Origin of the sequence: Haladaptatus sp. DYSN1 (assembly GCF_029489995.1) — an archaeon.
In the GTDB taxonomy this organism is placed as follows: Archaea; Halobacteriota; Halobacteria; order Halobacteriales; family Halococcaceae; genus QDMS2.
Genome location: NZ_CP120470.1, coordinates 2,126,173 through 2,150,725, shown reverse-complemented (window position 1 = coordinate 2,150,725; position 24,553 = coordinate 2,126,173). Strand labels below are relative to the sequence as shown.

General features: G+C 62.3%; 25 protein-coding genes, 1 tRNA gene and 2 pseudogenes. 17 read left to right on the top strand and 11 right to left on the bottom strand.

The window, feature by feature from the left end:
- Window positions 1-33: 33 nt before the first annotated feature.
- Both P0648_RS11465 and P0648_RS11460 read right to left on the bottom strand, forming a co-directional pair.
- Complete coding sequence (locus tag P0648_RS11465) at window positions 34-1,431, bottom strand: small ribosomal subunit Rsm22 family protein (protein WP_276274858.1); 1,398 nt, start codon at window positions 1,429-1,431, stop codon at window positions 34-36.
- Window positions 1,428-2,159 carry a prephenate dehydrogenase/arogenate dehydrogenase family protein gene (locus P0648_RS11460; protein WP_276247119.1) on the bottom strand — a complete coding sequence of 244 codons (732 nt, stop codon included), beginning with the start codon at window positions 2,157-2,159 and terminating at the stop codon, window positions 1,428-1,430. The genes P0648_RS11465 and P0648_RS11460 overlap by 4 nt, the downstream gene beginning before the upstream one ends.
- Window positions 2,160-2,476: 317 nt before the next feature.
- Here P0648_RS11460 and P0648_RS11455 point away from each other — a divergent pair, with 317 nt between their 5' ends.
- The gene (locus tag P0648_RS11455) at window positions 2,477-3,043 is read left to right on the top strand and encodes a hypothetical protein (RefSeq protein WP_276247120.1); all 567 of its coding nucleotides are present in this window, start codon (window positions 2,477-2,479) and stop codon (window positions 3,041-3,043) included.
- Here P0648_RS11455 and P0648_RS11450 read toward each other — a convergent pair.
- Complete coding sequence (locus P0648_RS11450) at window positions 3,040-4,212, bottom strand: Xaa-Pro peptidase family protein (RefSeq protein ID WP_276274859.1); 1,173 nt, start codon at window positions 4,210-4,212, stop codon at window positions 3,040-3,042. The genes P0648_RS11455 and P0648_RS11450 overlap by 4 nt on opposite strands.
- Before the next feature lie 111 nt (window positions 4,213-4,323).
- Between P0648_RS11450 and aroA the strand changes: the two genes are divergently transcribed.
- From aroA to P0648_RS11425, 5 genes and pseudogenes are all read left to right on the top strand, one after another.
- Window positions 4,324-5,616: a 3-phosphoshikimate 1-carboxyvinyltransferase gene (aroA, locus tag P0648_RS11445; protein ID WP_276247122.1), complete on the top strand. Its 1,293-nt coding sequence runs from the start codon at window positions 4,324-4,326 to the stop codon at window positions 5,614-5,616.
- Between the two features lie 48 nt (window positions 5,617-5,664).
- Window positions 5,665-6,063 (top strand): annotated as a pseudogene (locus P0648_RS20565) (alkaline phosphatase family protein); the annotation flags it as partial.
- A gap of 76 nt (window positions 6,064-6,139) precedes the next feature.
- Window positions 6,140-6,925, top strand: coding sequence for an alkaline phosphatase family protein (locus P0648_RS11435; RefSeq protein WP_369685658.1), 786 nt, complete (start codon window positions 6,140-6,142; stop codon window positions 6,923-6,925).
- Between the two features lie 60 nt (window positions 6,926-6,985).
- Window positions 6,986-8,140, top strand: coding sequence for a chorismate synthase (gene aroC, locus P0648_RS11430; RefSeq protein WP_276247124.1), 1,155 nt, complete (start codon window positions 6,986-6,988; stop codon window positions 8,138-8,140).
- Complete coding sequence (locus P0648_RS11425; RefSeq protein WP_277504048.1) at window positions 8,140-8,772, top strand: uracil-DNA glycosylase family protein; 633 nt, start codon at window positions 8,140-8,142, stop codon at window positions 8,770-8,772. Before aroC ends, P0648_RS11425 begins: the two co-directional genes overlap by 1 nt.
- A gap of 1 nt (window position 8,773) precedes the next feature.
- Here P0648_RS11425 and P0648_RS11420 read toward each other — a convergent pair whose 3' ends face one another.
- Entirely contained in the window at window positions 8,774-8,977 is a 204-nt protein-coding gene (locus P0648_RS11420; protein WP_276247126.1) for a hypothetical protein, read from the bottom strand.
- Window positions 8,978-9,099: 122 nt separating this feature from the next.
- On the opposite strand from P0648_RS11420, the gene P0648_RS11415 reads away from it, so the two are divergent.
- The 6 genes from P0648_RS11415 (at window position 9,100) to P0648_RS11390 (ending at window position 14,172) form a co-directional block, all read left to right on the top strand.
- Window positions 9,100-9,243, top strand: coding sequence for a hypothetical protein (locus tag P0648_RS11415; protein ID WP_276247127.1), 144 nt, complete (start codon window positions 9,100-9,102; stop codon window positions 9,241-9,243).
- Window positions 9,240-10,169, top strand: coding sequence for a formimidoylglutamase (gene hutG / locus P0648_RS11410; RefSeq protein WP_277504047.1), 930 nt, complete (start codon window positions 9,240-9,242; stop codon window positions 10,167-10,169). Before P0648_RS11415 ends, hutG begins: the two co-directional genes overlap by 4 nt.
- A gap of 81 nt (window positions 10,170-10,250) precedes the next feature.
- A complete protein-coding gene (hutH, locus tag P0648_RS11405; protein WP_277504046.1) occupies window positions 10,251-11,825 on the top strand; it encodes a histidine ammonia-lyase in 1,575 nt (524 codons plus the stop codon).
- A gap of 45 nt (window positions 11,826-11,870) precedes the next feature.
- The gene (locus P0648_RS11400; protein ID WP_276247130.1) at window positions 11,871-12,626 is read left to right on the top strand and encodes a hypothetical protein; all 756 of its coding nucleotides are present in this window, start codon (window positions 11,871-11,873) and stop codon (window positions 12,624-12,626) included.
- A gap of 44 nt (window positions 12,627-12,670) precedes the next feature.
- Window positions 12,671-12,754: transfer RNA gene (locus P0648_RS11395), tRNA-Ser, on the top strand.
- 113 nt (window positions 12,755-12,867) lie between these two features.
- Window positions 12,868-14,172, top strand: coding sequence for a RimK family alpha-L-glutamate ligase (locus P0648_RS11390; protein WP_277504045.1), 1,305 nt, complete (start codon window positions 12,868-12,870; stop codon window positions 14,170-14,172).
- A 7-nt stretch (window positions 14,173-14,179) separates the two neighbouring features.
- Here P0648_RS11390 and P0648_RS11385 read toward each other — a convergent pair whose 3' ends face one another.
- Window positions 14,180-14,830, bottom strand: a complete 651-nt coding sequence (locus P0648_RS11385; protein ID WP_276274864.1) for a helix-turn-helix domain-containing protein — start codon at window positions 14,828-14,830, stop codon at window positions 14,180-14,182.
- Window positions 14,831-14,964: 134 nt separating this feature from the next.
- Between P0648_RS11385 and P0648_RS11380 the strand changes: the two genes are divergently transcribed.
- Window positions 14,965-15,285 (top strand): DUF5785 family protein, encoded by a 321-nt coding sequence (locus P0648_RS11380; RefSeq protein ID WP_276274865.1) that lies wholly within the window; start codon window positions 14,965-14,967, stop codon window positions 15,283-15,285.
- A 1-nt stretch (window position 15,286) separates the two neighbouring features.
- Here the strand turns inward: P0648_RS11380 and udk are convergent, their stop codons facing one another.
- Window positions 15,287-15,946 carry a uridine kinase gene (gene udk, locus P0648_RS11375; protein ID WP_277504044.1) on the bottom strand — a complete coding sequence of 220 codons (660 nt, stop codon included), beginning with the start codon at window positions 15,944-15,946 and terminating at the stop codon, window positions 15,287-15,289.
- A 225-nt stretch (window positions 15,947-16,171) separates the two neighbouring features.
- Here udk and P0648_RS11370 point away from each other — a divergent pair.
- From P0648_RS11370 to P0648_RS11355, 4 genes and pseudogenes are all read left to right on the top strand, one after another.
- Window positions 16,172-16,606 (top strand): annotated as a pseudogene (locus P0648_RS11370) (redoxin domain-containing protein); the annotation flags it as partial.
- Between the two features lie 54 nt (window positions 16,607-16,660).
- Window positions 16,661-17,431 (top strand): GTP cyclohydrolase III, encoded by a 771-nt coding sequence (locus tag P0648_RS11365; protein WP_277504043.1) that lies wholly within the window; start codon window positions 16,661-16,663, stop codon window positions 17,429-17,431.
- A 75-nt stretch (window positions 17,432-17,506) separates the two neighbouring features.
- Complete coding sequence (locus P0648_RS11360; protein WP_276247137.1) at window positions 17,507-18,055, top strand: cyclic nucleotide-binding/CBS domain-containing protein; 549 nt, start codon at window positions 17,507-17,509, stop codon at window positions 18,053-18,055.
- A 96-nt stretch (window positions 18,056-18,151) separates the two neighbouring features.
- Complete coding sequence (locus P0648_RS11355) at window positions 18,152-19,525, top strand: ABC transporter substrate-binding protein (RefSeq protein WP_276247138.1); 1,374 nt, start codon at window positions 18,152-18,154, stop codon at window positions 19,523-19,525.
- Window positions 19,526-19,573: 48 nt separating this feature from the next.
- Here the strand turns inward: P0648_RS11355 and P0648_RS11350 are convergent, their stop codons facing one another.
- The 5 genes from P0648_RS11350 to P0648_RS11330 form a co-directional block, all read right to left on the bottom strand.
- Window positions 19,574-20,419: a hypothetical protein gene (locus P0648_RS11350; protein ID WP_276247139.1), complete on the bottom strand. Its 846-nt coding sequence runs from the start codon at window positions 20,417-20,419 to the stop codon at window positions 19,574-19,576.
- A gap of 75 nt (window positions 20,420-20,494) precedes the next feature.
- A complete protein-coding gene (locus P0648_RS11345; protein ID WP_276247140.1) occupies window positions 20,495-21,202 on the bottom strand; it encodes an ABC transporter ATP-binding protein in 708 nt (235 codons plus the stop codon).
- A complete protein-coding gene (locus P0648_RS11340) occupies window positions 21,199-22,020 on the bottom strand; it encodes an ABC transporter ATP-binding protein (protein ID WP_276247141.1) in 822 nt (273 codons plus the stop codon). The genes P0648_RS11345 and P0648_RS11340 overlap by 4 nt, the downstream gene beginning before the upstream one ends.
- Complete coding sequence (locus tag P0648_RS11335; protein WP_276247142.1) at window positions 22,017-23,360, bottom strand: branched-chain amino acid ABC transporter permease; 1,344 nt, start codon at window positions 23,358-23,360, stop codon at window positions 22,017-22,019. Before P0648_RS11335 ends, P0648_RS11340 begins: the two co-directional genes overlap by 4 nt.
- Window positions 23,357-24,469 carry a branched-chain amino acid ABC transporter permease gene (locus P0648_RS11330; RefSeq protein ID WP_276247143.1) on the bottom strand — a complete coding sequence of 371 codons (1,113 nt, stop codon included), beginning with the start codon at window positions 24,467-24,469 and terminating at the stop codon, window positions 23,357-23,359. Before P0648_RS11330 ends, P0648_RS11335 begins: the two co-directional genes overlap by 4 nt.
- Between the last annotated feature and the right edge of the window lie 84 nt (window positions 24,470-24,553).

Sequence of the window (24,553 nt, the reverse complement as noted above, 5' to 3'; positions counted from 1 at the left end):
TCTCATGCGGACGCCGGGGCAAAAACACCTCGCCTACGCTGGCATCGAATCGACCGTCGTCTTGCCGTCCACGACGAGATTGTACGCCTCTTCGTCGTCGTTCCAGAGGACGAGCACATTCTCGAAGATGAGCAGATCGCCGTAGTCGGCGTCGGCGAGCGGCGCGTTTAGCGACGTTTCTTTCGTCCGAACGGCGTAGTGGTCGATTCGCTCCGACCCGTCGCCGATTCTGAACAGTTGGTGGGAGTCACCGTCGGAGAGCGAGTGACTCAACTTCACCGCGAGCAGGTCGATGCGCTTCGTGACGTGCTTTTCCATCTCGTTCATCCGGGCGTACAGGTTGATGTTCGGGTCGATGTCGAGGCGCTGTTTGTCGTCCGTCCGGAGAACGGTCCAGGAGTACTGGACATCGACGTTTTCGAACTCACCGTAACCGCCGCCAGCCCGGTCGAGTTGCGCCTGAAACGGCGGCACTTCGAGGTCGGGTTTGACGTCGAACGACCAGCCCTCGTCTTCGGGTTTGAATCCTGGCCAGATACGCACCGCTGGTCCCCAGACCGAGAGGCCGTCTTCGACGGTTCGCTCGACCTGCCGAAGACCGATGCTCGTGTTCCGGTCTGCGGGGGCGATGGCGACGATAGAGCCGTCGTCTGCGAGGTGCTTTTCGTATTTCCTGACGACGGAAACGGGGTCTTCGAGTTCGCTCAGGACGTTCGAGAACAGCACGACGTCGTAGGTTTCGCTCGGCTGGAAGTCCTCTGCTGTCTCGCGATGGACAGTCGTCCGGAAGGTGTCGCGCGTCTCCGCGAGCATGTGCTCGAAGATGTCTGCGCTCTCGCTCGGTTCGAGCGCGTGGTAATCGACGAGCGCGTCCTCGGGGAACAGGTCGTGAATGCCGAGCGCCGGGCCACCCGTTCCTGCGCCCACGTCGAGGATTCTGGTGTGTTCACTCACGAGGCCGTGGCGAAGCATGTCCGCGAACACGTACTGGGTGCTCGCGTAGTAGTCGGGCAGGTGGTAGACGGCGTAGGCGAGCGCGGCCACCTCGTCGTACTCGACCGGGTTCTGGGCGAAGTAGTCCTCTTTCAGCTTGCGGATGGTGTGGCGGAGAACGTCGCCGCCCTCACCGTTGGGCCACCCCGGTCCGTACTGACCCACGATGCGGTCTTCGAGGCGTTCTGCGTACGCGGCGGGAAACGCCTTCACCCCGTGGAATGTGGTCGATATCGGGTCGTCAGAGGCCGGAACGAAAGTTCCGTCGCCCGCCTCGACGATACCGAGTTCGACGGCGTGTTCACGGAGCACCTGTCTGACGACGGCCGGGTGGGGTTGCCCGTCTACGTATTCGAAAATCTCGTCCGGGTCGATGGGTCTCACCGAGCGGAGGTACTTGGCGTTCGAAACGACCTGCGTGCGTTGTTTCTGTTTCATCGTCGTGATTCGCGATAGAGGGCTTCTACGCCCGCTGCATCTGATTCGGCGATTCTGCGTGCGGCTTCGGCGACGTCGGCTGCGCCCTCGAACGTCTCTTGAATCTCGGCATAGACACGCGGCGTCCCAGCGGTGACCTGTGAAACCAAGTCGAACAGTCCCGCCGAGATGGGCGTGTGAAACTCCGCTGGCACCTCTTCTGCGGCGAGTGCAAAGGCGAGAATGGCGGCGTGGGCCTTCGCCTGGACCGTCTCCATCGCCTCGTCGTGTTCGCGGGCCGTCGTCTCGAAAATCGTGTTCCCGGCGGCTTCGAGCAGTTGGATGAGGGTTTCGGTGACCGGCCCGCCGGTCTGGGAGACGGCCGCAATCGTCCCGGGTGCGTTGTCCGGGCCGAAGAGGGGGTGGAGGCTCACTCGCTCTGCATCGGGGGCGTGTTCTGCCATCACCGCAAGTGGCGTCTCCATGACGCCGCTCAAATCGAGGAGCGCGGCGGTCGCCTTCTGGGCGTGGGCTTCAATGGCCCGTCCGACGACGGACATGGGGACGGCCACGCAAACGACGTCGAACTGGTCGTCTGCCGCGAGTGAGACGGTGTCGCCGCCGACGGATTCTGCGGCGGCGGTTGCGGCCGCTGGGTCGGTGTCGGCAAACGTAATCTCCCATTCGTCTGCGACGCTCTGGGCGAACCAGCGGCCCATCGCGCCCGCGCCGACGACCAGCAGTTCCATGTCTGCGACCTACCGGGGCGGAAGCAAAAAGGGGTTCGTTTCCCTGAATGCGGAGTAAGCTATATCCCACATGTCTGAATAGTTGAATTATGTATTCTCGAATGATTTTTTCGTCTCTATGCTGTCTCTCCCTCGTCCTCGCTGGATGCTCTGGCGGCCCGTTCTCGTCGCTTACCGACGGGAATGACGTTCCGTTTGGTGGCTCACCGACACTTGATACGGTCGAGTATCCTCCCGGGGCGTCGAAAGCTGGGTTCACCGACCCCTCACGCATCGTGAATAATTCGAGTGTGGCACTCGCCGAGCGCAGTTACACCATGAGGGCTGTGATCAGTTCCACCGACGGCCAGCGGACGTGGAACCGAATCCAGTACTTCGAGAGCAACCCGACTGAACCCGCCGCGTACACGCTGCAAAAATTTCCAGGGGATACGCACGAAGAGTACGTCAATCGGTCGGGTCGGTACTTCAGGTGCTGTGACGAGGACCCGTCGTACGGTTACGACACACCGGAACAGTGGTCGCCACACGACGTTCATCAAGCCGGTATCGATACCAGCACGCGCTATCTGGAAGTCGCCCTCGAGATTGGCGAGTACACGGCCACGGACGTGATTCAACGGGAGGGAACGACACTCATCGTGTACAATTTGACCGAGCCCGCAGAGACGTACGACAATCGCTCAATCACGGCGGCGAAAGGGCACCTTCTCGTCGACCAACAGGGGGTCGTTCACGGAATCAATTTGTACGTCGCAGGAAGTCGACTCGACGAGCCACGAAGCTATACCCGCACGAAACTCACATACCGCGTGACGCTTACAGAGTCCGTAACCGTCGAAAAGCCGGCGTGGGTCGAGAACGTAACCACGAAGACTGCCTAGGGGAGGACGAATTCTTTGGGGTAATCGGTCAGATTCTCGTAGCCGTCCTCGGTGACGACGACGATGTCCTCGATGCGGACGCCACCCACTTCGGGGTCGTAGAGCCCCGGTTCGACCGTGATGATGTGGCCCTCTTCCAGTTCGTAGCCTTGCGGGGCGAGCGCCGGCCACTCGTGGATGTCGAGACCGACGCCGTGGCCCGTCGAGTGGATGAACCCGACTTCGGTCGTCTCGTCGGACCGGAGCGTCGGGTAGCCTGCCTCTTCGTAGATGTCACAGACGACGTTGTGAATTTCCTCGCCGGTCACGCCGGGTTTCACTGCGTCGAGTGCGGCTTCGAGCGCCTCGTCGGTGATGTCGTACCACGCCTGGAGTTCGTCGCTCGGCGTCCCCTTGACGAAGGTGCGGGTCATGTCGGCGAAGTACTTGCTCTCCTTGTCGCGGGGGAAGATGTCCACGATGATGGACTCGTTTGCGAGCAGTGGGCCACTGCCCCGGTCGTGGGGGTCTGCGGCGTCAGCGCCACAGGCGACGATGGTCTCGTCGAGGGCACACCCGTGGCGCAGCAGCGTCAGTTCGATTTCCTGGCGCACGCGCTCTGAAGTGAGCGGCTCGCCCTCGTAGTGGAGGACGCCGTCTTCGACCGTCGCCTCGCGGATGAGCATCTCGGCGGTGTGCATCGCCTGCTCGTTTGCCTTCTGTGCCGCCCGGACGTGGGCGATCTCCTGGGGCAATTTGACCGCGCGGATGTCTTTGAGGATGTCGTCTTCGTCTGCGGTCACCGCGATGCCCTGCTCGCGGAGGCCGTCTGCCTTTCCGACGGGGAAGTCCATCGGGACGAGGACGGATTCGACGTCGTGGGATTCGAGGAACCGTGCGTGGACGCGGTGGGAAGCCCCGATTCGCCCGTGCTCTTCGACGAGTTCGCGGTAGCCGAAGTCGCTCGGCCGCGAGAGCGAGGCCGCGCCGCTCTCTTTTTTCGCTCGTCCATATTCGAGCGGCGAGACGTGGAGGTGAACCGCGCCGTCGTAGAGGGCCATGAAGGGGTCGGGAGCGTCGAACCCGGAGAGGTAGCGCTGGTTCGAATCGTCGCTCGACGCGTAGATGAGAAAGCCGTCTGCACCTGCGTCGTCGAGGGCGTCGTCGAGTTTAGAGAAGTCCGGTTGCATATTCAGGGATGTGTGAGGGAGGGCTAAAACCCTACCGGGGCGACGCATTTTGACGTGGCAGACCTGTCCGTGTCCGGTATCCTGATACCGGGTCGTCCCATTGGTAGCGCCATGGACGTTGACATCTCTCACTCGACCGTGTCGGGGAGCGCGAAGGCCCCACCGTCGAAAAGCTACTCTCACCGGGCGATTCTCGCCGCCGGCTACGCCGACGGCGCACTCGTCTACGACCCCCTCATCAGTGCTGACACGAAGGCGACTATCCGGGCCGTGGAAGCCTTCGGCGGCAACGTCGAGGAAGTCGACGAGGGCCTCGATATCTCCGGCTTTGGCGGAAAACCAGGGACGCCCGCCGACATCATCGACTGTGCGAACAGCGGGACGACGATGCGCCTCGTGACGGCCACCGCCGCGCTCGCAGACGGCATCACCGTACTCACCGGCGACCGCTCGCTTCGCTCTCGGCCACAGGGACCACTGCTCACCGCGCTCACCGAACTCGGCGTCAGAGCCGAGAGCACCCGCGACAATGGGCAGGCCCCGCTCGTGATTCGCGGCGCGCTCTCCGGCGGCGAAGTCTCGATTCCGGGCGACGTGTCCTCCCAGTACATCACTGCCCTGCTCATGGCTGGGGCGACCACAGCGGACGGCATCGGCATCCACCTCGAAACCGAACTCAAATCGGCCCCCTACGTCGATATCACGCTCGAAGTGCTCGCCGACTTCGGCATCAAAGCTGAACCCACCCAGGACGGCTTTGCGGTCGCCGGCGGCCAGACCTACGAACCCGAAGACGGCGAGTACCACGTCCCCGGGGACTTCTCTTCGATGTCCTACCTGCTCGCGGCGGGCGCCATCGCCGCCGAGGACGAACTCACCGTCACCGGCGCGTACCCGAGCGCACAGGGCGACAGCGCCATCGTGGACGTACTCCTCGAAATGGGCGCGAATATCGACTGGGACGACGATGACGGTGTTATCACCGTCCGAAAATCCGACCTTTCTGGCATCGAGTTCGACGTGGGCGACACGCCCGACCTGCTCCCGACCATCGCCACGCTCGGTGCGGTGGCGGACGGGGAAACCAGAATTACGAACTGCGAACACGTCCGATTCAAGGAGACAGACCGCGTGAGCGCGATGGCCGAGGAACTCACGACGATGGGCGCGTCGGTCACCGAACGACAGGACGAACTCATCGTCAGGGGCGGCGAATCTGACCTGTCTGGGGCGACGGTCGATGGCTGGGCCGACCACCGCATCATCATGGCGCTGGCCGTGGCGGGACTGGTCGCAGAAGGGACGACGAAGGTGAAGGGCGCAGAACACGTAGACGTCTCGTTCCCGAACTTCTTCGACCTGCTCTACGACCTCGGCGCGCAGGTGGACCAGCGCGTGGGGTGACCTGCCAGACCGCAATCCTCTTTTTCTCGCTCCGTCCACGTCGTATCAATGCGACAAGACGACGTTGCCGCTTCCCTCCGCGACCGTCTCGTAGAAGACGGCTTTCTCTTTCCCGACTACGATGGCTTCTGCTTCGCCAACGTTCCCGACACGGTACTCTCCCTCTTCGATGCGCCGACCCGACGCACCCTCCCGGACAAGGCGTTCGCAGGCGTCGAAACCGACGCAGACCACGTCGTCGTGCTCCTGCTCGACGGCTTTGGCTACGAGCAGTGGACGCGCGACCAGCACAAGCATTCGCACCTCGAAGCGCTCGCCGAGCAGGGTACGGTGACGCCGCTCACTTCGACGTATCCCTCAGAAACGTCGGCAGCTATCACCACCATCTCGACGGGCACCCAGCCGGTCGAACACGGCCTGCTCGGCTGGTTCCAGTACTACGAGGAACTCAACGAAGTGCTCACGACGCTGCCGTTCTCGACGCTCGACGGCGACTACGCCCCGAAGAAGTTCGACGGCGTGGATGGCACGCTCCTCCTCTCGCCACCCGAGCAGACGGTATACGAACGCGCTCGCCACGCCACACGTCGTCATGCCAGAGCGAATCGCGACGTCCGAACACTCGAATCTCGCCATGGCCGGGGCGGACGTGACCGGATACGGCGACCTCGCGCACATGGGCCGACTCGTTCGCAAGACGCTCGAAGCCGCGGAAGGGCCGACCTACACCTACGCATACGTCCCGCACATCGACGCCGTCTCCCACCAGCACGGGACCGAATCGCCCCAGTACGATGAGATGGTGGCGACAGTGCTGGGGCACGTTGAGCGCGAACTCATCGGGCGACTGGACGCAAATGTGGCCGAGAACACCCTCCTCGTCGCCACAGCGGACCACGGCCACCTCAACACCGACCCAGAGACGAACGTCGACCTGAACACGATTGCGGGCCTTCACGACCACCTGCAACGCCGTCCACACGGTGAGCCAATCCCGGCAGTTGGATGCGGGCGAAACCTCCAGTTCCACGTTCGCGAGGGGCACGTCGAACCGCTCCGCGACCTGCTCTCTGCCGAGTTGGACGTTCTCACGTTCGACCGCGAGGAGTACACGTCGCGTGGATTGTTCGGTGACCGCACTCCTTCCGCGCACTTCGAGGCGCACGCGCCTGACCTCGTGGCCGTTCACCGCGACAAATTCGTCTGGTACGACGACGGCGAACTGAACCAGGTTGGCTCCCACGGCAGCCTGAGTCCCGACGAGATGTTGTGTCCATTCGCGGTCTGTCGGCTTTCCGACCTCCAGTAAGCGGCAACTTTGCGCCACGTCCTGTAAACACTAAATGTGCGGCCACCCGAGTGGCCTGCAATGAACGGTAACGAATTTGGCCGCCTCTTCCGGGTCACCACCTATGGGGAGAGCCACGGCGACGCGATGGGGGTCACCGTCTCCGGGTGTCCCGCCGGGCTGGAACTCACAGAAGACGACATCCAGGGCGACCTGGACCGACGCAAACCGGGCCAGTCGATGATAACCACGAGTCGCGGCGAACCCGACGAAGTGAAGATTCACAGCGGGGTACAAGACGGCTACACCACGGGCACGCCAATCGGGATGACCATCCAGAACAAGGACGCTCGCTCGGGGAAGTACGAACCCTTCATCACCGCCCCACGTCCGAGCCACGGCGATTTCACCTACTCTGCGAAGTTCGGCACGCGCAACTGGGGCGGAGGCGGTCGCTCCTCGGCCCGGGAGACGGTCAACTGGGTCGCCGCCGGGGCAATCGCGAAGAAGATTCTCGCCACGCAAGATATCAAAATCAAGGCCCACGTCAACCAGATTGGCGACATCGTCGCGCCCGACGTGACGTTCGAGGAGATTCTCGAACATTCTGAGGAAAACGAGGTGCGGTGTGCGCATCCCGAGACGGCAGACGAGATGCGTGAGCGCATCAACGAGTATCAGGAGCAGGGCGACTCTATCGGCGGGAGCATCTACTTCGAGGCACAGGGCGTCCCTCGCGGCCTCGGCGCACCCCGTTTCGACTCGTTCTCCGCGCGCCTCGGACAGGCGATGATGGCCGTGCCCGCCGCTTCCGCGTTCGAGTTCGGTCTCGGCCGCGAGGCGCGAACCTACACCGGCTACGAGCGAAACGAAGACTGGACCTTCGACGAGAGTGGCGACCCGACGCCCGTCGGCAACGACCACGGCGGCATTCAGGGTGGCATCACGACGGGGCAGCCAATCTACGGCGAGGTGACGCTGCACGCGCCGACCTCGATTCCGAAGACCCAGACGACGGTCGACTGGGAGACGGGCGAGGAGAAGGAGGAGAAGGTCATCGGTCGCCACGACCCAGTCCTGCCCCCGCGCGGCGTCCCAGTGGTCGAGGCGATGTTCGCGCTCACCATCTTGGACTTCATGCTGCTCGCCGGGCGTATCAACCCGGACCGTCTCGACGGCAAGGTCGGCGAGTACCGAACCGATTATCACCCACGGAACCCCGAAAACGTCGAGTGATGGCGGCGAATCCCGACAACCTCAAGAATCCGTTCAACATGGACGAGGCGTGCGAGAACTGCGAGGAACTCTGCGAGACGCGCACGAACGTCGTCCACGGCTACGGCGACGTGAGCGCCGAGTTCGTCTTCGTCGGCGGCCAGCCGAGCGCGGGTCCAGACGAGACGGGAATTCCCTTCACCGGCAACGAAGGAGGTAAACGCCTCCAGCAGTTGCTCGGACGGGTCGGTTTCAGTTCGTCAGACCCGGACGCCGCCGAACCAGACCTGGAAAACGTCTTTCTCACCTACACCACGCGGTGTCGCCACCCCGAACGCGGGCCGACCGACGCGGAACTCATGGCCTGCGACGGCTATCTGACGGCCGAACTCCGGATGATAAACCCACAGATTATCGTACCGGTCGGCCAGCAGGCGCTCTCGGCGCTCGCGTTCGAATACACCACGCGTGACCCGGACGCCCTCGACATCGACGAGTGTCACGCGACGACGCTTCGCGGACGGGGTTTCGAGTTGATTCCGCTGCTCGACCCGGCAGACATGGACGACGACGAGTACGAACAGTTCGTCAAGCACCTCTCTGCCGAGATGGGACGCGACTACCGCCAGACGAAGGGCCGACGCGGGCGGTAGCTTACCAGTACGGGTTGGCGAGCCATTCTGCCGATTTTCTCGCGGTCCAGATAGCGCCGCCGAGCGCCACGAGAATGAGCGCAATCGTCACGAGCGACGCCGGGTTCGCGAGTTCGCCGGTCACCACGAGGTTCACCAGCGCCCCGGCGAAGGTGAGACCGGTGAGAAGGAGCACGAGTCGTACGAGCCACTGTTGCCACGTCATGTGCGAGTGCGCGTGCGGGGAACACATAAATATAGTCACCCGACGCGCTGGTCGTGCCCCGATGTCTCAGATTCTGCACAATTGGCAACATGACTATAGTGGTAATTCGCAAAGGGGGTTCTATGGCGACGCAGTTACGGACGCATCTCGTCGCTCTGGGACGCGAGTTACAGGGGACGTCGGGGTATCGACACCAGCAACGCGAGGCGGTCACGCTTTCGAGTCGCCGGAGTCTGGCGCAGTCGGAGGGGCTCGACTCGCGATGACGTTCGAGGCGCCGCCGTCGTGGCACGGCGATTCGACCGACCCGAACGACGAACAGTTCGGCGACGTGATTTCTCACGTCTCGCTCGACTCCGCCGACGAGTACGACGCGGTCATCGTCGGTGAACCGTACGACGGCGCGGTCATCGGGCGTCCCGGTGCCCACGGTGGGCCCTCTGCCCTGCGGGCGGAGCTGGCGACGACGAAGACCTACCACTTCTCGGGTCGCGAAATTCAGTCGGTCGCCGACCTCGGAGACGTTGCCCTGCCGGAGGGGACGGTGAGCCAGGTCCAACACGCCGCCTACGACGCGACGAGCGCGGTGTACGATACGGGCGTAGTCCCGGTGTTTCTCGGCGGTGACAACTCGCTCACCGTGCCGAACGTGAGTCCGCTCGTCGACCGCGGGTCGGTCGGCGTCATCAGTTTTGACGCGCACCTCGACTGCCGAGAGGTTGGAGACGAACCGACGAGCGGGACGCCCTACCGCCAGTTGTTCGAATCCGGCCTCGCCGAGTTTGCGGTGGTTGGCGCGCGTCACTTCGAGACGGCGGGACCCTACGCCGAATTCGTCGAAGAGAAGGGCGGCACCATCGTCACCGCCTCCGAGGTGGGAACCGAGGGCGTGACGGTCATCGACCGCATCCTCGACGACATGGCACACGTCGATTCGGTCTACCTGAGCGTGGATCTGGACGTCCTCGACACGACTGCGGCCCCCGGCGTGAGTGCGCCGACGCCGGGCGGACTCACCACGCGCGAACTGTTCGAACTCGTCCACCGCGCGGCCGAGGACCACCGCGTGGCCGGGTTCGAGGTGGTCGAATACTCACCGCCCCTCGACATCGACAAGCGAACCGCCCACGCCGGGGCGCGCGTCGTCGCCCACTTCCTCGCGGGACTCCACGGCGAGGTTCGCTATGTGTGACGGCCCGCTCGAAACCGACTTCACGCAATCCGACAAATTTGCAGGTATGCTCGCTGCAAACGCTCTGTCGGGTGGTCACCGATGACCGAGTCGGTCGTCCTGGACGGCGAATCGCTGACGCCGGAAGCCGTGGCTCGCGTCGCCCGCGAAGACGCGCCCGTGGTCGTCGCCGAGGAGGCCAAACGTGCCGTCCGCGATGCCCGCGCTCGCGTCGAAGACGTCGTCGAGTCCGGAGAGGCGGTCTACGGGGTCAACACGGGATTCGGCCAACTCGTGAACGAACGCATCCCTCGCGAGGATATCGAACGACTCCAGACGAACCTGCTCCGCAGTCACGCGGCAGGCGCGGGACGTGAACTCGACCGCGAAGCGGTCCGGGCGATGCTCGTCACCCGGGTCAACGCGCTCGCGAAGGGCTACTCCGGGGTCCGACCTGTCGTCCTCGACCACCTCGTGACGTTCCTCAACGAAGGCGTCCACCCGGTCGTGAAATCTCGCGGGAGTCTCGGCGCAAGCGGCGACCTCGCCCCGCTCGCCCACATGGCGCTCGTACTCCTCGGTGAGGGAGAAGCGGTCGTAGACGGCGACCGCCTCTCGGGCGCTGACGCCCTCGCTCGCGTCGGTCTCGAACCGCTCACGCTCGCCTCGAAGGAGGGGCTCGCGCTCATCAACGGCACGCAGTTGACCGTCGGCCTCGCCGCGTTGCTCGTCGTGGACGCAGACTCACTCCTCCGGGCCGCCGACACGGCCGGCTCACTTACCACTGAGGTGACGATGGGGACGATAGCGTCCTGTGACCCTGCACTCTCGTCGATCCGCCCCCATCCCGGGCAGGCGGCTACCGCACGGAACGTAAAGCGACTCACCGCGGAATCAGAAGTCGTCGAATCCCACCGCAATTGTGACCGCGTGCAGGACGCCTACTCGATTCGGTGTCTGCCACAGGTCCATGGCTCGGTTCGAGAAGCCGTCTCCCACCTCCGCGATGCCGTCGAAATCGAACTCAACAGCGCGACCGACAACCCGCTCATTTTCCCCGGCGGACAGGTCGATTCGCGGGCGAGCGGCACCGACTCAGCAGCGGTGCTGTCCGGAGGCAACTTCCACGGCGAGGTGCTCGCCCTGCGCCTCGACTACGTCGCGAGCGCCCTCACCGAACTCGCCGCCATCAGCGAGCGGCGAACCGACCGCATGGTGAACCCGAACATCCAGGAAGCCCATCTGCCGCCGTTCCTGACCGAACACAGCGGCCTTCGGTCGGGACTGATGATCGCGCAGTACACGGCCGCCTCGCTGGTCAACGAGTGTCGATCCTTCGGACGAGCCTCCACGGACAACACGCCCGTCAGCGGCAATCAGGAGGACCACGTCAGCATGAGCGCACAGGCCGCCCACAACGCGCGACAGACGTTCGAAAACGCCCGTATGGTCGTCGCCGTCGAACTCCTCTGTGGCGCACAGGCCGCAGAATTCGTCGATGACGACCTCTCCCACGGCGTCGGGACGGCCGCGGCCTACGACGTGATTCGGGAGGTCGTCCCGCCACTCACCGACGACCGAGAGCTCCACATCGACATGGCCGCCGTGGACGACCTGCTCACCGCAGGCGTGCTGGACGACGCGCTCGCGGCGGCACTTCCAGAATCGCTCGAGTGAACCGCAAACGGCGGGTTCAAGGGCCCGCCGAACGGACCTGTTTTCATGACCATGGTGGCCGTACTCGCAGACCCGCCACGACCCGGACTCGTACTCCCCGAGTTGGCCGCGTCCACGCCACTCTCGGAAGACGAATGCGCTGACCTCTACGCCGCGATGCTGAAGGACGTGCTCCGCGCCGTCGAGAACAGCGGCGGCGACCTCCTCGTGAACTACCGGGCGGATGAAGACCTACCCGAAGAACACCAGTCGATTCAGGCCGTCGAGTCCGAACTGCGCGACCTGGCCGAGGACTGCCTCGACGCACCCGAGGACGCCCGCTTCGAGGTGCAGGTCGGCCAGACGTTCTCGGGCCGAGTTGGCAACACGCTCACCCATCTGCTCGACCGCGAGGAGGTCAAGACCGCCGCTGCCGTCGAACCGACCGCGATGTTCCTCACGCGCAAGGAAATCGACAACGCGGCGATGAAACTCCGCCGCCACCCGGTGATTCTCGGCCCCTCGACAGACGGGCGCGTCTACTACGCGGGGTTCGACGACCCCATCAACTTCGAGGGGGCATACACCTCCCCGGCAGTCGAGACGCTCACCGACCGCGGCCTCGACGCCGGGTTCGAGGTGGATTTCCTCCCGAACCTCCCCGTCGTCGAGACGGTGTCCGACCTCGTCACCGCCATCACCCTCATCAACGCCCGACAGGCGGCCGGTCGGATTTATCCGCGTCACTCCGCAGCGGTTATCGAAGCCCTCGGTCTCCGCGTCGAGAAGTCGGCCGACGGACTGGCCCTCATGCGCGACTGAAAAGCGACAGGCCTTAATCGGATGCCGAGGTATGTCGGGGTGTTGGTGAGATGGCAGAGTGGCCAAATGCGCCAGTCTTGAAAACTGGTAGCCGCAAGGCTTCATGGGTTCAAATCCCATTCTCACCGCTTCTTCAGGAACAACTCAGTGAGCGCCGCGGAGCGTACACTCCCCAACTCTGTTTTCAACTCGCCACCTGTTTGCAGATTAATTCAAGTGTCGGCAGGTGCTAGCAGAAGATATGACTATGCCCGGCCACCTCCGTATTGGCGTTTTGAGTCTCCACTCCTCGAAAGAGACGAAGGCGATTCTCAACGCCATCGACGCGCTGGGGCACGACCCGGAATGGCTCCGGCGAGACAACACGGAAATCCGGATTCAGGACGGGACGGCCACGCTGTCGCCCGACGTGGACATCGTGATAAATCGGCTGTTGCTCTCGAAGGCAGATTACACCATCGAGGCGCTCTGCCTCGCGGATAGCATCAAGGGGTTGAAGCCGGTGCTCAACGACCCGGCGAAGGTCCTCACGTCGATGCACAAGTACTCGACGGCGGTGCGCCTCTCGGAGGCGGGCCTGCCGGTTCCCGACCAACTACTCGCGCTCAATCCGGGTCGATTGAACGAACTGCGGTCTGCGTTCGACGACGAGGCGGTGTACAAGACCGCCATCGGAACCCACGGCGGGTGGACGTGGAAGGTCACGCCCGACGAGGTGCTCTCTCCGCAGGTTGGTAATCGGTGGGCCTTCTTACAGGAGTTCATCGAGGTGGACCCGGACCGCCATCGTGACCTTCGGGTGTACGTGGTCGGCGACGAAGTCGTCGCCGCGATGACGCGCCACGCGCCGGAGGGCGACTGGCGGACGAACGTGGCCCTCGGCGGCGAAATCGAAGATGCCACCGACGAACTCACAGCCGAGGTTCGAGACATCGCGCTCCGGGCGACGAACGTGGTTGGCGTCGATTACGCGGGTATCGACCTCGTGGAGGGAACAGACGGCTGGTACGTCCTCGAAGTCAACCCGACCGCCGGGTTCAAGGGGCTGTTTCGGGCGACCGGAATCAACCCGGCCCCGTACATCGCAGCCCTCGCCATCGAGCGGGCAGGCGGGTCGGTGGACCGAGCGCTCGTCGCCGACCTCGCGGCCGAATTTGACGACTCGACCCCCTCATTCGTCGTCGAACAGGCGGCGGATTCACGCTCGGAGGAGCGACAGATTATCGGCTACACGAACGAGGTGACGGTGTACGGCACGTCCGGCGCGAAGACGGTCACGGCGAAGTCGGACACGGGAGCGACCCGAACCAGCATCGACATCTCGCTCGCGGCGGAAATCGGGGCGGGCCCCATCACTGACCGCACGCGCATCGTCTCCGGGAGCAACAAGAAAGGGAAGACGCGACCCGTCGTGGACGTCACCATCGAAATTGGTGGGCGGACGCACACCCTCATGGCGAGCGTCGAAGACCGCAGCCACATGACCTACCCGGTCATCATCGGACGGGACATCCTGAAGGACTATCAGGTGAACGTCGGCGCGTGACGGGCGATTAGCCGAGGAGGCCGGAAACGACGTGGGATTCCGCTTTCCTGAGATGTTCGTCTACGGTGCTCGGCGCACAGTCTAGATTCTTCGCGAGGTCCTTGTGTGTGGTCCGACGCGGCACTTCGTAGTAGCCTCGCTGGACGGCGGTCTTGAACACTTCCAGTTGTCGCTCGGTGAGCGGCGAGAGGAGTTCGCCGCGACCCGGTGTGTACTCGCCCGCTTGCTCGACGGAGATGTGGAGTTCGTCTGGAATCGAACAGAGCGCCTCCCTGAGCCTGTCGTGAGTGCCGACGAGCGTGACCCGAAGGCCGTCTTCCGTGTATTCGAGTGGCGTGTCGATAATGAGGGCGTTCTCGTGGACCAGCGAGATGAGTTCGCCACCGACTTCGTCTGCGTCCACCTGAATGTAGATGTGGAAGGCGTCATCGTCCATGTCCACGAGTTCGTATGCCCGCACGTCGGGGTGGGCGGTGAGCGACCGTCCCAGTGCTCCCGGATCGCCTCGCAACCGGTACAGCAAGACGCCAGCGCCGTCCGGAAGGGAATCGACGTGTAAGAGCGCCTCGTGCGTGACTTCCGGATGGTACTCGATTGTCTCATCGATTGGGTGGAGTGCTCGCGTGGTTGGTGAGATGACGAACTTGAGGTATTTCATGGTCGTTCATGCCTGCCCCCGGCACTGGCAGAAAGTCACCCAGAATCGGGGTTTAACATTGTGACAAACCCATCCAAACGTCCGGCCACCGCCGGAACATAAACCCTTTTGAGAGTTCGGGACTGTCAAAACGCATGGACTGGCCCCACGACCCAGACGGTGAGGAAGGCAGCGAGGGCATGCGTAAATACGGCCACGCCATCCTCGCGAAGAAGATAAACGAAGAAGCGGACTTCCCGCTCGCGAAGGCGGACTACGTCGAGCAGTACGGGGACCACCCGATTCGCATCAACTACCAGCGCGTCGTGAGCGTCGCTGACATCTTCGAACACGTTCCAGAGGAGTCCTTCGCGGACTTCGTCGAGTTCCACAAGGCCGTCGGTCGCGGAATGCGCCGCGGTGGCTTCTGGGACTACGACACGAACGTCGAGAACCCAGACCGGCAAAAAGCGTAAGTTACTCAGGTCGCCCGGGACTCGACGCCTCTCGTAATTCCGTCGCGGTGCCGTTGATTTCTGCCTGTACCTTGTCCGCGAGCAGGTTTACCGCCACCCGATTCGCTCCTTCTGGGATGATGAGGTCTGCGTGTTTCTTCGTCGGTTCGACGAACTGTTCGTGCATCGGTTTGACTGTGTTCAGATACTGCTGGATGACGCCGTCCAGGTCACGACCCCGGTCGATGACGTCGCGGCGGATGCGCCGGAGGATACGCACGTCGGCGTCGGTTTCGACGTACACCCGGAGGTCCATCATGTCGTTCAGCGCATCGTCGTAGAGCGAGAAGATGCCTTCGAGGACGATGACGTCCGTTGGCGCGACGGTGATGCGTTCGTCCCGGCGGTTGTGGATAGTAAAGTCGTACTGGGGCATCTCGATGCGCTGGCCCTCCATGAGCGCGCGCATGTGCTCGCGGACGAGTTCCCACTCGAAGGCGTTCGGGTGGTCGTAGTTGACCTCGGCGCGTTCTTCCATGTCGAGGTGTGAGAGGTCCTTGTAGTAGTTGTCGAGCGGGATGCGGGTGACCGAATCGCCTGCGCCCTCGGTGAGTTCGCGGGCGACGGTCGTCTTCCCGGCACCGGTACCGCCCGCGATGCCGATGACGAACGAGGGAATCATCGTTTCCCGACTCCGTGGGCCGGCAGTTTTAATCTGCGGATTTCGATTGTTCTGGGTGCTACCGAGGGGCAGTCTTTCCTCTGGAAGTGCTCTCAGAACGGCAACATATATGCCTCCGAGATGAGATGTCAGGGTATGTTATCAGTGGGGAGTCACGCGCCGTCGTTTTCTTTGGCGGGCGTGCAAAATGGGGGACGTGAATAGTACGACCTAACAACGCACACGTCGGCCGGGAATGCAGTGTTGGTGCTGTTCTACCCGTTCGATTTTAGCCCGGCGTGTACGCAGGAACTGTGCAGTGTTCGGGACGCAGAGTGGTTTACGCTTGTTGACGACCTGCACGTGTGGGGCATCTCGACCGATTCGACGTACGCCCACGAGCAGTTCGCGGCGGCATACCAGTTTCAATTCCCCCTGCTGTCAGACACAGACGGCAGCGTGGCGTCGGCGTTCGGCGTCCTGTACGACGAGTGGGAGGAACACAAGCACGTCCCGAAGCGAGCGGTGTTTCTCGTCGATAGCGACCAGACGATTCGGTACGCCTGGGCCACCGACGACGCTTACGACGAACCGGAACTGTCCGCCATCAAACGAGCACTCGACGAATTGGGTTCGTTCCGAGCAGACTTCACGCAGTCGGACGGGGTGTTCGACTCGTAGACGAAATCACATCGAAAAGAAAGATACGCGCGGACTTCGTAGGGCCGACCAACCGTGACGAACACGCAGATAACGCTGATCCAAATCGACAACTACGGGCCCTGGACGGTCACGCCGGAACCACGCCGCGAAGTCGACCTCCAGACCCTCCAGTCGCGATTGTACGCCGACCTCTCACAACTGTTCGGGAACCGCGATGGCTACATCTTCTTCAGTCGCTTCGACAACATGATTGCCGTGAGCAATGGGCTCTCGATTGCGGACCACGCCCGGATTCAGGAGTCCGTGCGCAACCGCTACCCGGTGACTGTGAGCCTGAGCGTCGCGACGGGAACGACGCCGATTCAGGCGCTCGAAGACGCCACAAGTCAGTTACAGGAGGCGGGCAGCGCACAGGACAAGACGCGGACGGAAATCCTCCGGGGGCGCACCATCGACGAGGAGTTCCGAACGACTGAGGACGTGCAACTCGCTCACTTCGACGTAAACGACGCGACGGGCCAGTACACGGACCGACTGAACGAATTTGACACGTTCATCAACATCGAGCAGGGCTACGCCGAACTGATGCGCTACATGCGCGAGGAAAACGGGGCGCTCTCGTTTTTCGTCGGTGGGGACAACATCATCGCCGTCTGTCCTGACATGGACGAGGCAGCGTACCAGGGCGCAATCGACCACGTCCGCGAGGCCGTGAACGTCGAACTCAAGGTCGGTGTCGGCCGGGCGCGCTCTCCACAGGACGCTGGTATGGCGGCAAAACACGCCCTCGAGATGTGCCGGGCCGTCGGGACGTCCGTCGAATTCGACTTCGAAACGGCGTAATTACTCACATACGGCGGGCGTATGCTTAAACGTGATGGGGGTAGCTTTTAGCCATAGTGTGCCAACTATTCTCATATGGAAGATACCGTCACGATTCGGGATGTGATGACGCGCGAATTTATCGGGGTGAGTGAGTCCGATTCGGCCGTGAACACGGCACACCTCCTACGCGAAGAAGGGCAGGGCTGTGCCGTGGTACTCCGCGGACAAGAGGCAGTTGGGCTCGTTACCGAAGGCGACATGCTGGCGCTCTTTTTGAACGGCGCGAACCCGGAAAAGGCGACGGTCTCTGACGTGATGCATCCGGGCATCGTGACCGTCGGCGACGATATGTCCCTCGAAGAAGCAGCCGGAATGCTCACTCGTGGCGATGCCGGCCGACTGGTGGTCTTAGAAAACGAGAAACCTGTCGGAATTGTCACTGAAAAAGACCTCGTCACGGCATCAATCCTCGGGCATCTCGGACTCTCCGAAGAAACTGAGATCGAACCGAACATATCAGAGGTTGACCAGCTCGATACGGAATACTCGAATCAGAGCATCTGTGAGGTCTGTGGGTCGCTTACGCGCGATTTGGTAAACGTGAATGGCCAACTCGTTTGCACCGATTGTCGTGACATTTGAACGGCGCTTTTATTTCGACAATTAATCAAAACCACGCCAGGGAGTCACATATTCAAGGGTAGTTTTATAAACTTCACGACCAATAGAGCGAGTTGTATGGCACCAAATAACGAACGCCGTAAATTCCTCAAGGGACTCGGCGCAGCAGGGATTGCTGGATTGGCCGGCTGTATCGGCAGCCCAGGCGACGACGGAACGACGACGACGGGTGATGGCGGTGGAAACGGAACCGGTACCACAGATGGTGGCGGTGGCAACGGTGGCGGCGATGGTGGCCCCGACATCATCACGGTCATTGGCTATCCCGAATCCGGTATCCAACTGTTTCGTGACTACTACAACCTGAGCGATGGAAGTGAACAGATCCTCGTTCCCGACGGATTGCAATCGACCACGCTTCCGGACCAGGTCGGTAACGACATGGCGAACGTAACCGGGACGGCTCCCGCGGCGGGCGGTCCGAACCAGGAAGCGTTCAGCCAACTATTCCAGGACGAGTTCAACGCGGCACCGTCCGTGTTCACCTCTCAGTCGTACGACTCGGTCGCACTCCTCATTCTCGCGAACGTCGCTGCCGGCGAGAACAACGGCACGTCGATTCGCGACCAGATGCGCCGTGTTGCAAATCCGGAAGGTGAAGAGTTCGGTCCAGCGAACCTCTCGGAGGCAGTCGAGGCCGTTGCCGCAGGCGACGACATCAACTACCAGGGTGCATCCTCTGCGACGAACTTCAACGAGCTGGGTGACCCAGCGTCCGCAGCCTACTCCATCTGGGAGTTCGACCGCGCGAACCAGACCACGCCCACGCTCGAAACGCAGAGCTTCGAGGGTGACAACCCAGAAGGCTCCGGCGCGATGGCCGACTCGGCCCCCGGCGGCACGGACCGCGAAGTAAAAGTCGGAATCCTCCTGCCCGAGACCGGTGACCTCGCGGCAGTCGGGCGACCGATGATCAGCGCAGCACGCCTCCCGGCACTGCAAATCAACGACGCGAACCCGGCTGGTATCTCCGTCGATGCACAGGTCGAAGACACGCAGACGTCGCCCGACTCCGGTGTCGCAGCGGCACAGTCGCTCGTCAACGCCGGCTACCCGGCCGTCTGTGGGTCCGCCTCGTCCGGTGTGAACGTCCCTGTCTCACAGCAGGTGTTCATCCCGAACCAGGTCGTCGGTTGCTCACCGTCCTCGACGGCGCTGTCCGTCTCGAACCTGGACGACGACGACTACATCTTCCGGACGGCACCGTCCGACTTCCTGCAGGGCCGTGTCATGGCACAGGTCGCCTCCGAACGCCTCGGGGGAGCCTCCGCTGCGACGCTGTTCGTCAACAACGACTACGGCCAGCAGCTGTCCGACCGCTTCGCGGACGTCTTCGAGAGCCAGTTCGGCGGCACCATCACGAACAAGGTGGCGTTCAACATCGGCGAGTCCTCGTACACGTCGGTCATCGAGCAAGTCCTCGGTCAGTAAATCGACCACTTTTCTTTCGACGCGAGACGACGAGCCGCAGGGTTCTCGCTACGATTGATACGGCTTCACCGTCGTCGTCGCCTTCTCATCCCCGTCGCGCCAGAGCATGGTGTAGTGCATCTTCCTCCCTTCCGCAGACGACCCGAGCGACGGCGTGTACGGGTAGGACCACGTCGTTGTCGCCCCCGCTTTCACATCCAATGCCACCTTCTGCACCGGCGTGTAGGCGACTTGCGGTCCGATTCGGTTGAGTGCGCCGACGAACGTGCCGTCCGTCGTGCCCGTATTTTCGACGATGAGAGTGAGCGTCACGTTCTCACCTGCTCGTACTGACTCGGGTGTCGTAAATTCGCGGACGGCGAAGTTCGTCGGGTCGGTGGCGAGTTGTGCAGTCGTTTCTTCGGAGAGCGGATGCACCTCGTCTCGCCACCGAATCGAAATTTCTTGTGACGCTACCGGTTTCGGCACTTGGAAAACCAGATACCCACCCGTGGACTGCTCGTACCTAGTGGACCGATACTCCCAGAGGGTCCCGACGTCCGACCCATAGCTGGTATCGAGCGCGCCAAACTCGTTTTCCGCTATTCTGAGGTTGAACTTACCACGTTCCAGCGGGTCGTCGGTTTCCGTTCGCACTCGGGCGATGACGAACTGTTGGTCTCGCTCGCCGACGACGCCGATGGAGTCGGGGGAATTCAGGCTCACCACTTCGGGAGTAACGTGAACGTCGGTGACGGTTACGCTGGGCGCGTCCGGTGTTTGCTGGGTCGTCCCGCTTGTCGTAGATTCGGGGCTTTCCGACCCGCTCGGTTGCGCGCTCGTGCAACCGGCGACGAACGCGAGGCCGAGGCCGCCGATTCGCAGCAGGTCGCGTCGCGTGGGGGAGGACATCATGTAGCATTGCTATGGTAATTTGCCATAAGCTTTCGGTGGACGCACCGACTAAAAAATGAAACTCCGCGACCGAACTTAACCGCCGAGGAACTCCTGGCGCACTTCCTGGTCGCCGAGGAGCGCCTCGCCCGTGTCCATGAAGCGGTTGCGGCCGTTCGCGAGCACGTAGCCGCGGTCACACCGCCGGAGGGCTTCTTTCGCGTTCTGTTCAACCATCATGATGGCCGTGCCAGCGTCGTTGATTTCGTCGATTTTGTCGAACATCTCCATTACGAGGTCCGGGGCGAGGCCCGCGGACGGCTCGTCGAGCAAGAGGAGTTCGGGTTCGAGCATGAGCGCCCGACCCATTGCGAGCATCTGGCGCTGACCACCGGACATCGTCCCCGCCTTCTGGTTCTTTCGCTCCTTGAGGATGGGAAAGCGTTCGTACACCGCGTTGAGGGCGTCCTGTGGGACCTCCTCTAAGATGTACGCGCCCATCTCCAGGTTCTCCTGAACCGTGAGCGTCGGGAAGATGTTCTCGTTCTGTGGGACGTAGCCGATGCCCTTGTGGATAATCTCCTCCGGTCGCAGTCCCGAAATCTCCTCGTCTTTGAACTCGACGCTCCCGCCCATGTGGGTGGTGAGCCCGAACACCGACTTCATCACCGTCGATTTGCCCGCGCCGTTCGGGCCGACGATGGTCACGTATTCGCTATTGCCGACTTCCATCTCCACGTCGTGGAGAATCTGGAGGTCCTTGCCGTAGCCGGCGTCCAAGTCGCGGACTTCGAGCAGGCTCATACGGTTCCTCCGAGGTAGGCTTCGATGACGTCCTCGTTCGCCTTTACCTCCTCCGGTGGGCCTTCAGTGAGCACCTTCCCCTGGTGCATCACGATGACGTGGGAGGTGTTGTTCATGATGAGGTCGATGTCGTGTTCGACGATGAGGAAGGTGTAGCCCTGCTCACGCAGTTCGTGAATGTGCTTGAGCAGGCGCTTTTCGAGCGACGGGTTGACCCCGGCGAACGGTTCGTCGAGCAGGAGCATGTCCGGGTCGGTGAGCAGCGCCCGCGCCATTTCGAGCAGTTTTCGCTGGCCACCAGAGAGGTTTCCAGCGTACTCCTCTGCGAGGTGGTCGATTTCGAAGAATTCGAGCATGCCCCACGCGCGGTCGAGTAATTCTTCTTCCTGCTCGATGACCTCGTTTCGCGCGAACGGTAGCACAGAGCGCCAGAGCGCTTCGCCCTTCTGGTACTTTGGGGCGAGCATCATGTTCTCTAAGACGGTCATGTCCGCGAGCTCGCGGGCAATCTGGAAGGTGCGCACGAGGCCGCTGTTCGCGATTTCGTGGGCCGGATGACCCGTGATGTCGCGTCCGTTGAAATGGACGGTGCCAGCGTCCGGCTTGTGCGTCCCCATGATGAGGTTGAACGTGGTGGACTTGCCAGCCCCGTTCGGCCCGATGAGGCCGGTCATCGTGCCGCGTTCGATTTTGAACGTGGCACCGTTTACTGCCTGAATACCGCCGAAGGACTTATACAGACCTTCGACTTCGAGGGGGTATTCGGTGAGGTCTGGGCCGTCTACTACCGGTTGTGCAACTTGTTCTGTGTCGCTCATTGGTCGTCGCCTCCGTCGGTCACCGTCGGCTTCTTGGTCGTCTCAGGTCGCCCGAGGTCGATGCTCGCCGCAATCTCCTTGCGGTGGCCGAGCATTCCCTCGGGGCGGTTGTGCATCAGCCAGATGAGCACGAGGCCCATGAACACGAGCTGTAGCGTGTTGATGCTGTTCAGCGTGTAGATGATGAACGGCATCGGGTCGAAGTTCGAGAACAGCGGCCCGATGGCCTGCCCGAAGTTCGGCGGCCCGCGCTGTGGGATGTCGAGTGCCGTCTGCAGCAAGTTCTTCGCGTAGAGTGGTCCCTGGAACAGGAGCGCGGCGAACACCGCGCCGCCGAGGACGCTGCCGGTGTTCGACCCGGCACCGCCGATGATGAGCGCAATCCACACGTAGAACGTGATGCGCGGTAGGAAGAAGTTCGGCGTCACCGACCCCGACCCCATCAGCCAGAGGATGCCGCCGAGGCCGATGAGCGCACACCCGAGCATGAAGGACTTAATCTTGAACCGATTGGTGTTCTTCCCGAGTGCGTTTGCTGCGTCTTCGTCCTCGCGAATCGCCTTGAGGACACGCCCGAACGGTGACTCACCAGTCCGCTTCATGAGCCAGTAGAACATGCCCACGAACAGGAGCAACATCAGGCCGTAGGCGAAGTTGTCCACGACCGGTTTCGGATTGTCGGGGATGATCGTGCCGAACACAGAGACGATTCCGAGGTAGATGTCCCAGAGGAACACCGTCTCGAGAAACGCCTGAAGCGGGTCGGTGAAGTTGAGGATGAGGCCGCTGCCGCCACCCGTCCCCGTGGTCAGTCCAAACAGGGTGAACTTCTGGAAGGTTCCAGAGAGGTAGGCAAAGCGGATGATTTCTGAGAACGCAATCGTCACGATTGCAAAGTAGTCAGCACGGAGTTTCAGCGCCGGCAACGCGACGACGAAGCCGAAGATGGCCGCCGCCGCCATGCCTGCGAGGATGCCGACCCAGATGGGAAGCCCCAGTCCGGGGGTAAGCGACGACCCCGCCTGCACGGTCGCCGGTTTCGAGACCATCGCCATCGTGTAAATCGCGATGGCCATGAAGCCCGCGATGCCGATGTTGAACAGTCCGGTGTACCCCCAGTGGAGGTTGAGCGCGAGCGCCAGCAGCGCGAAGACGCCGATGTAGAACGTTAGGTTGGCGATGGCGTTAATCTGCCCGCGAACCGGATTTCCGAGCAATATCCCGCTGATGATGTAGGCGAGATAGATGAGCCCGAAGACTGCCGCGACCTTGACGATGTCGCGCTCCCAGAGCTCTGCGAGTGCTGCCTTCTCGTTGTCGATGATGTCTTTTCCGCTCATGCCGTTGCCCTCCCGCTGAACAGGCCGCTTGGCTTGAACAGCAAGACCAGGATCATCACGATGAACGCGGCCGCCCGGGCGAACTCGGACGGAATCCAGATGACGGAGACGGACGCCGCGAGGCCGATGACGAGGCCACCGGCGATTGCGCCGTACACCGAACCGATGCCGCCGAGGATGACTGCGGCGAAGATGAGCAGCAACAGCAGCCACCCGTCGTTGAAGCTAATAGTCCCCTTCCAGAGGATGAAGACGTAGCCAGCGACGCCGGTGAGGCCGCCGCCGATAATCCAGGTCGCCCGAATGACTTCCTCTGTCGGGATTCCCGTAATCCGTGCGAGGTCTTTATTGTCAGCCATCGCACGCATTGCCTTGCCCAGCTTCGTTCGCTGGAGCAGCAAGTGGACGCCGAGCATCAGTCCGACGCTCGCGACGACCAGTGTGACGTCGTGCGCGGTGATTTTGACCGCCCCGTCGACGAAGTACGGGGCAAATTCCGGCACGTTGCCGGCGTCAGTCGTTCCGCGCACGTCCGAGGTGAACACGAACAGTATGAGGTAGCGAATCGCGAAGGCCACCCCGATGCTCGTGATGAGCAAGGCGATGCCTTCTTCTGCTCGCATTGGCCGGTAGACGAAACGGTCGATTAATAGGGCGAGCGCTACCGAAAAGACGCCCGCGACGACCATCCCGATGATGATGGCGAGCGGTGTCGCCGTGATGCCGATGCCGAGCGCCCCGCCGAACACGGAGCCACCCGCACCGACGAGGACGAGCGAGCCAATGTCTCTCGTGCCGAATCCGGCGATGACGTACGTCGTCGCCCAGCCGGCAAACGCGCCGCTCGTGATGTAATCACCGTGTGCGAAGTTTGCGAAGTTCAAAATGCTGTACGTCATCGAGAGGCCGATACCGGCGAGCCCGATGACGAGACCCTGCATGAGGCCGTCCCATACGAGGGTCCCAACCCGTGAAAATTGGATTCGACCCGTCGCCAGTCCATCGAGGAGGTCGATGATCATGAGGACGAAAACGAATCCGACCAGTAGCGCGAACGGTTGCTCTATGACAAACCGCCGTCCACGCGTGTAAGTTTCTGCTATACCCATTGAGAACGCTCCACATGGATACCGGGTCTTGATACATCAATAAACCTTTCTTACTTCGGCCGGTTTTTCTGACAGATTTATGGT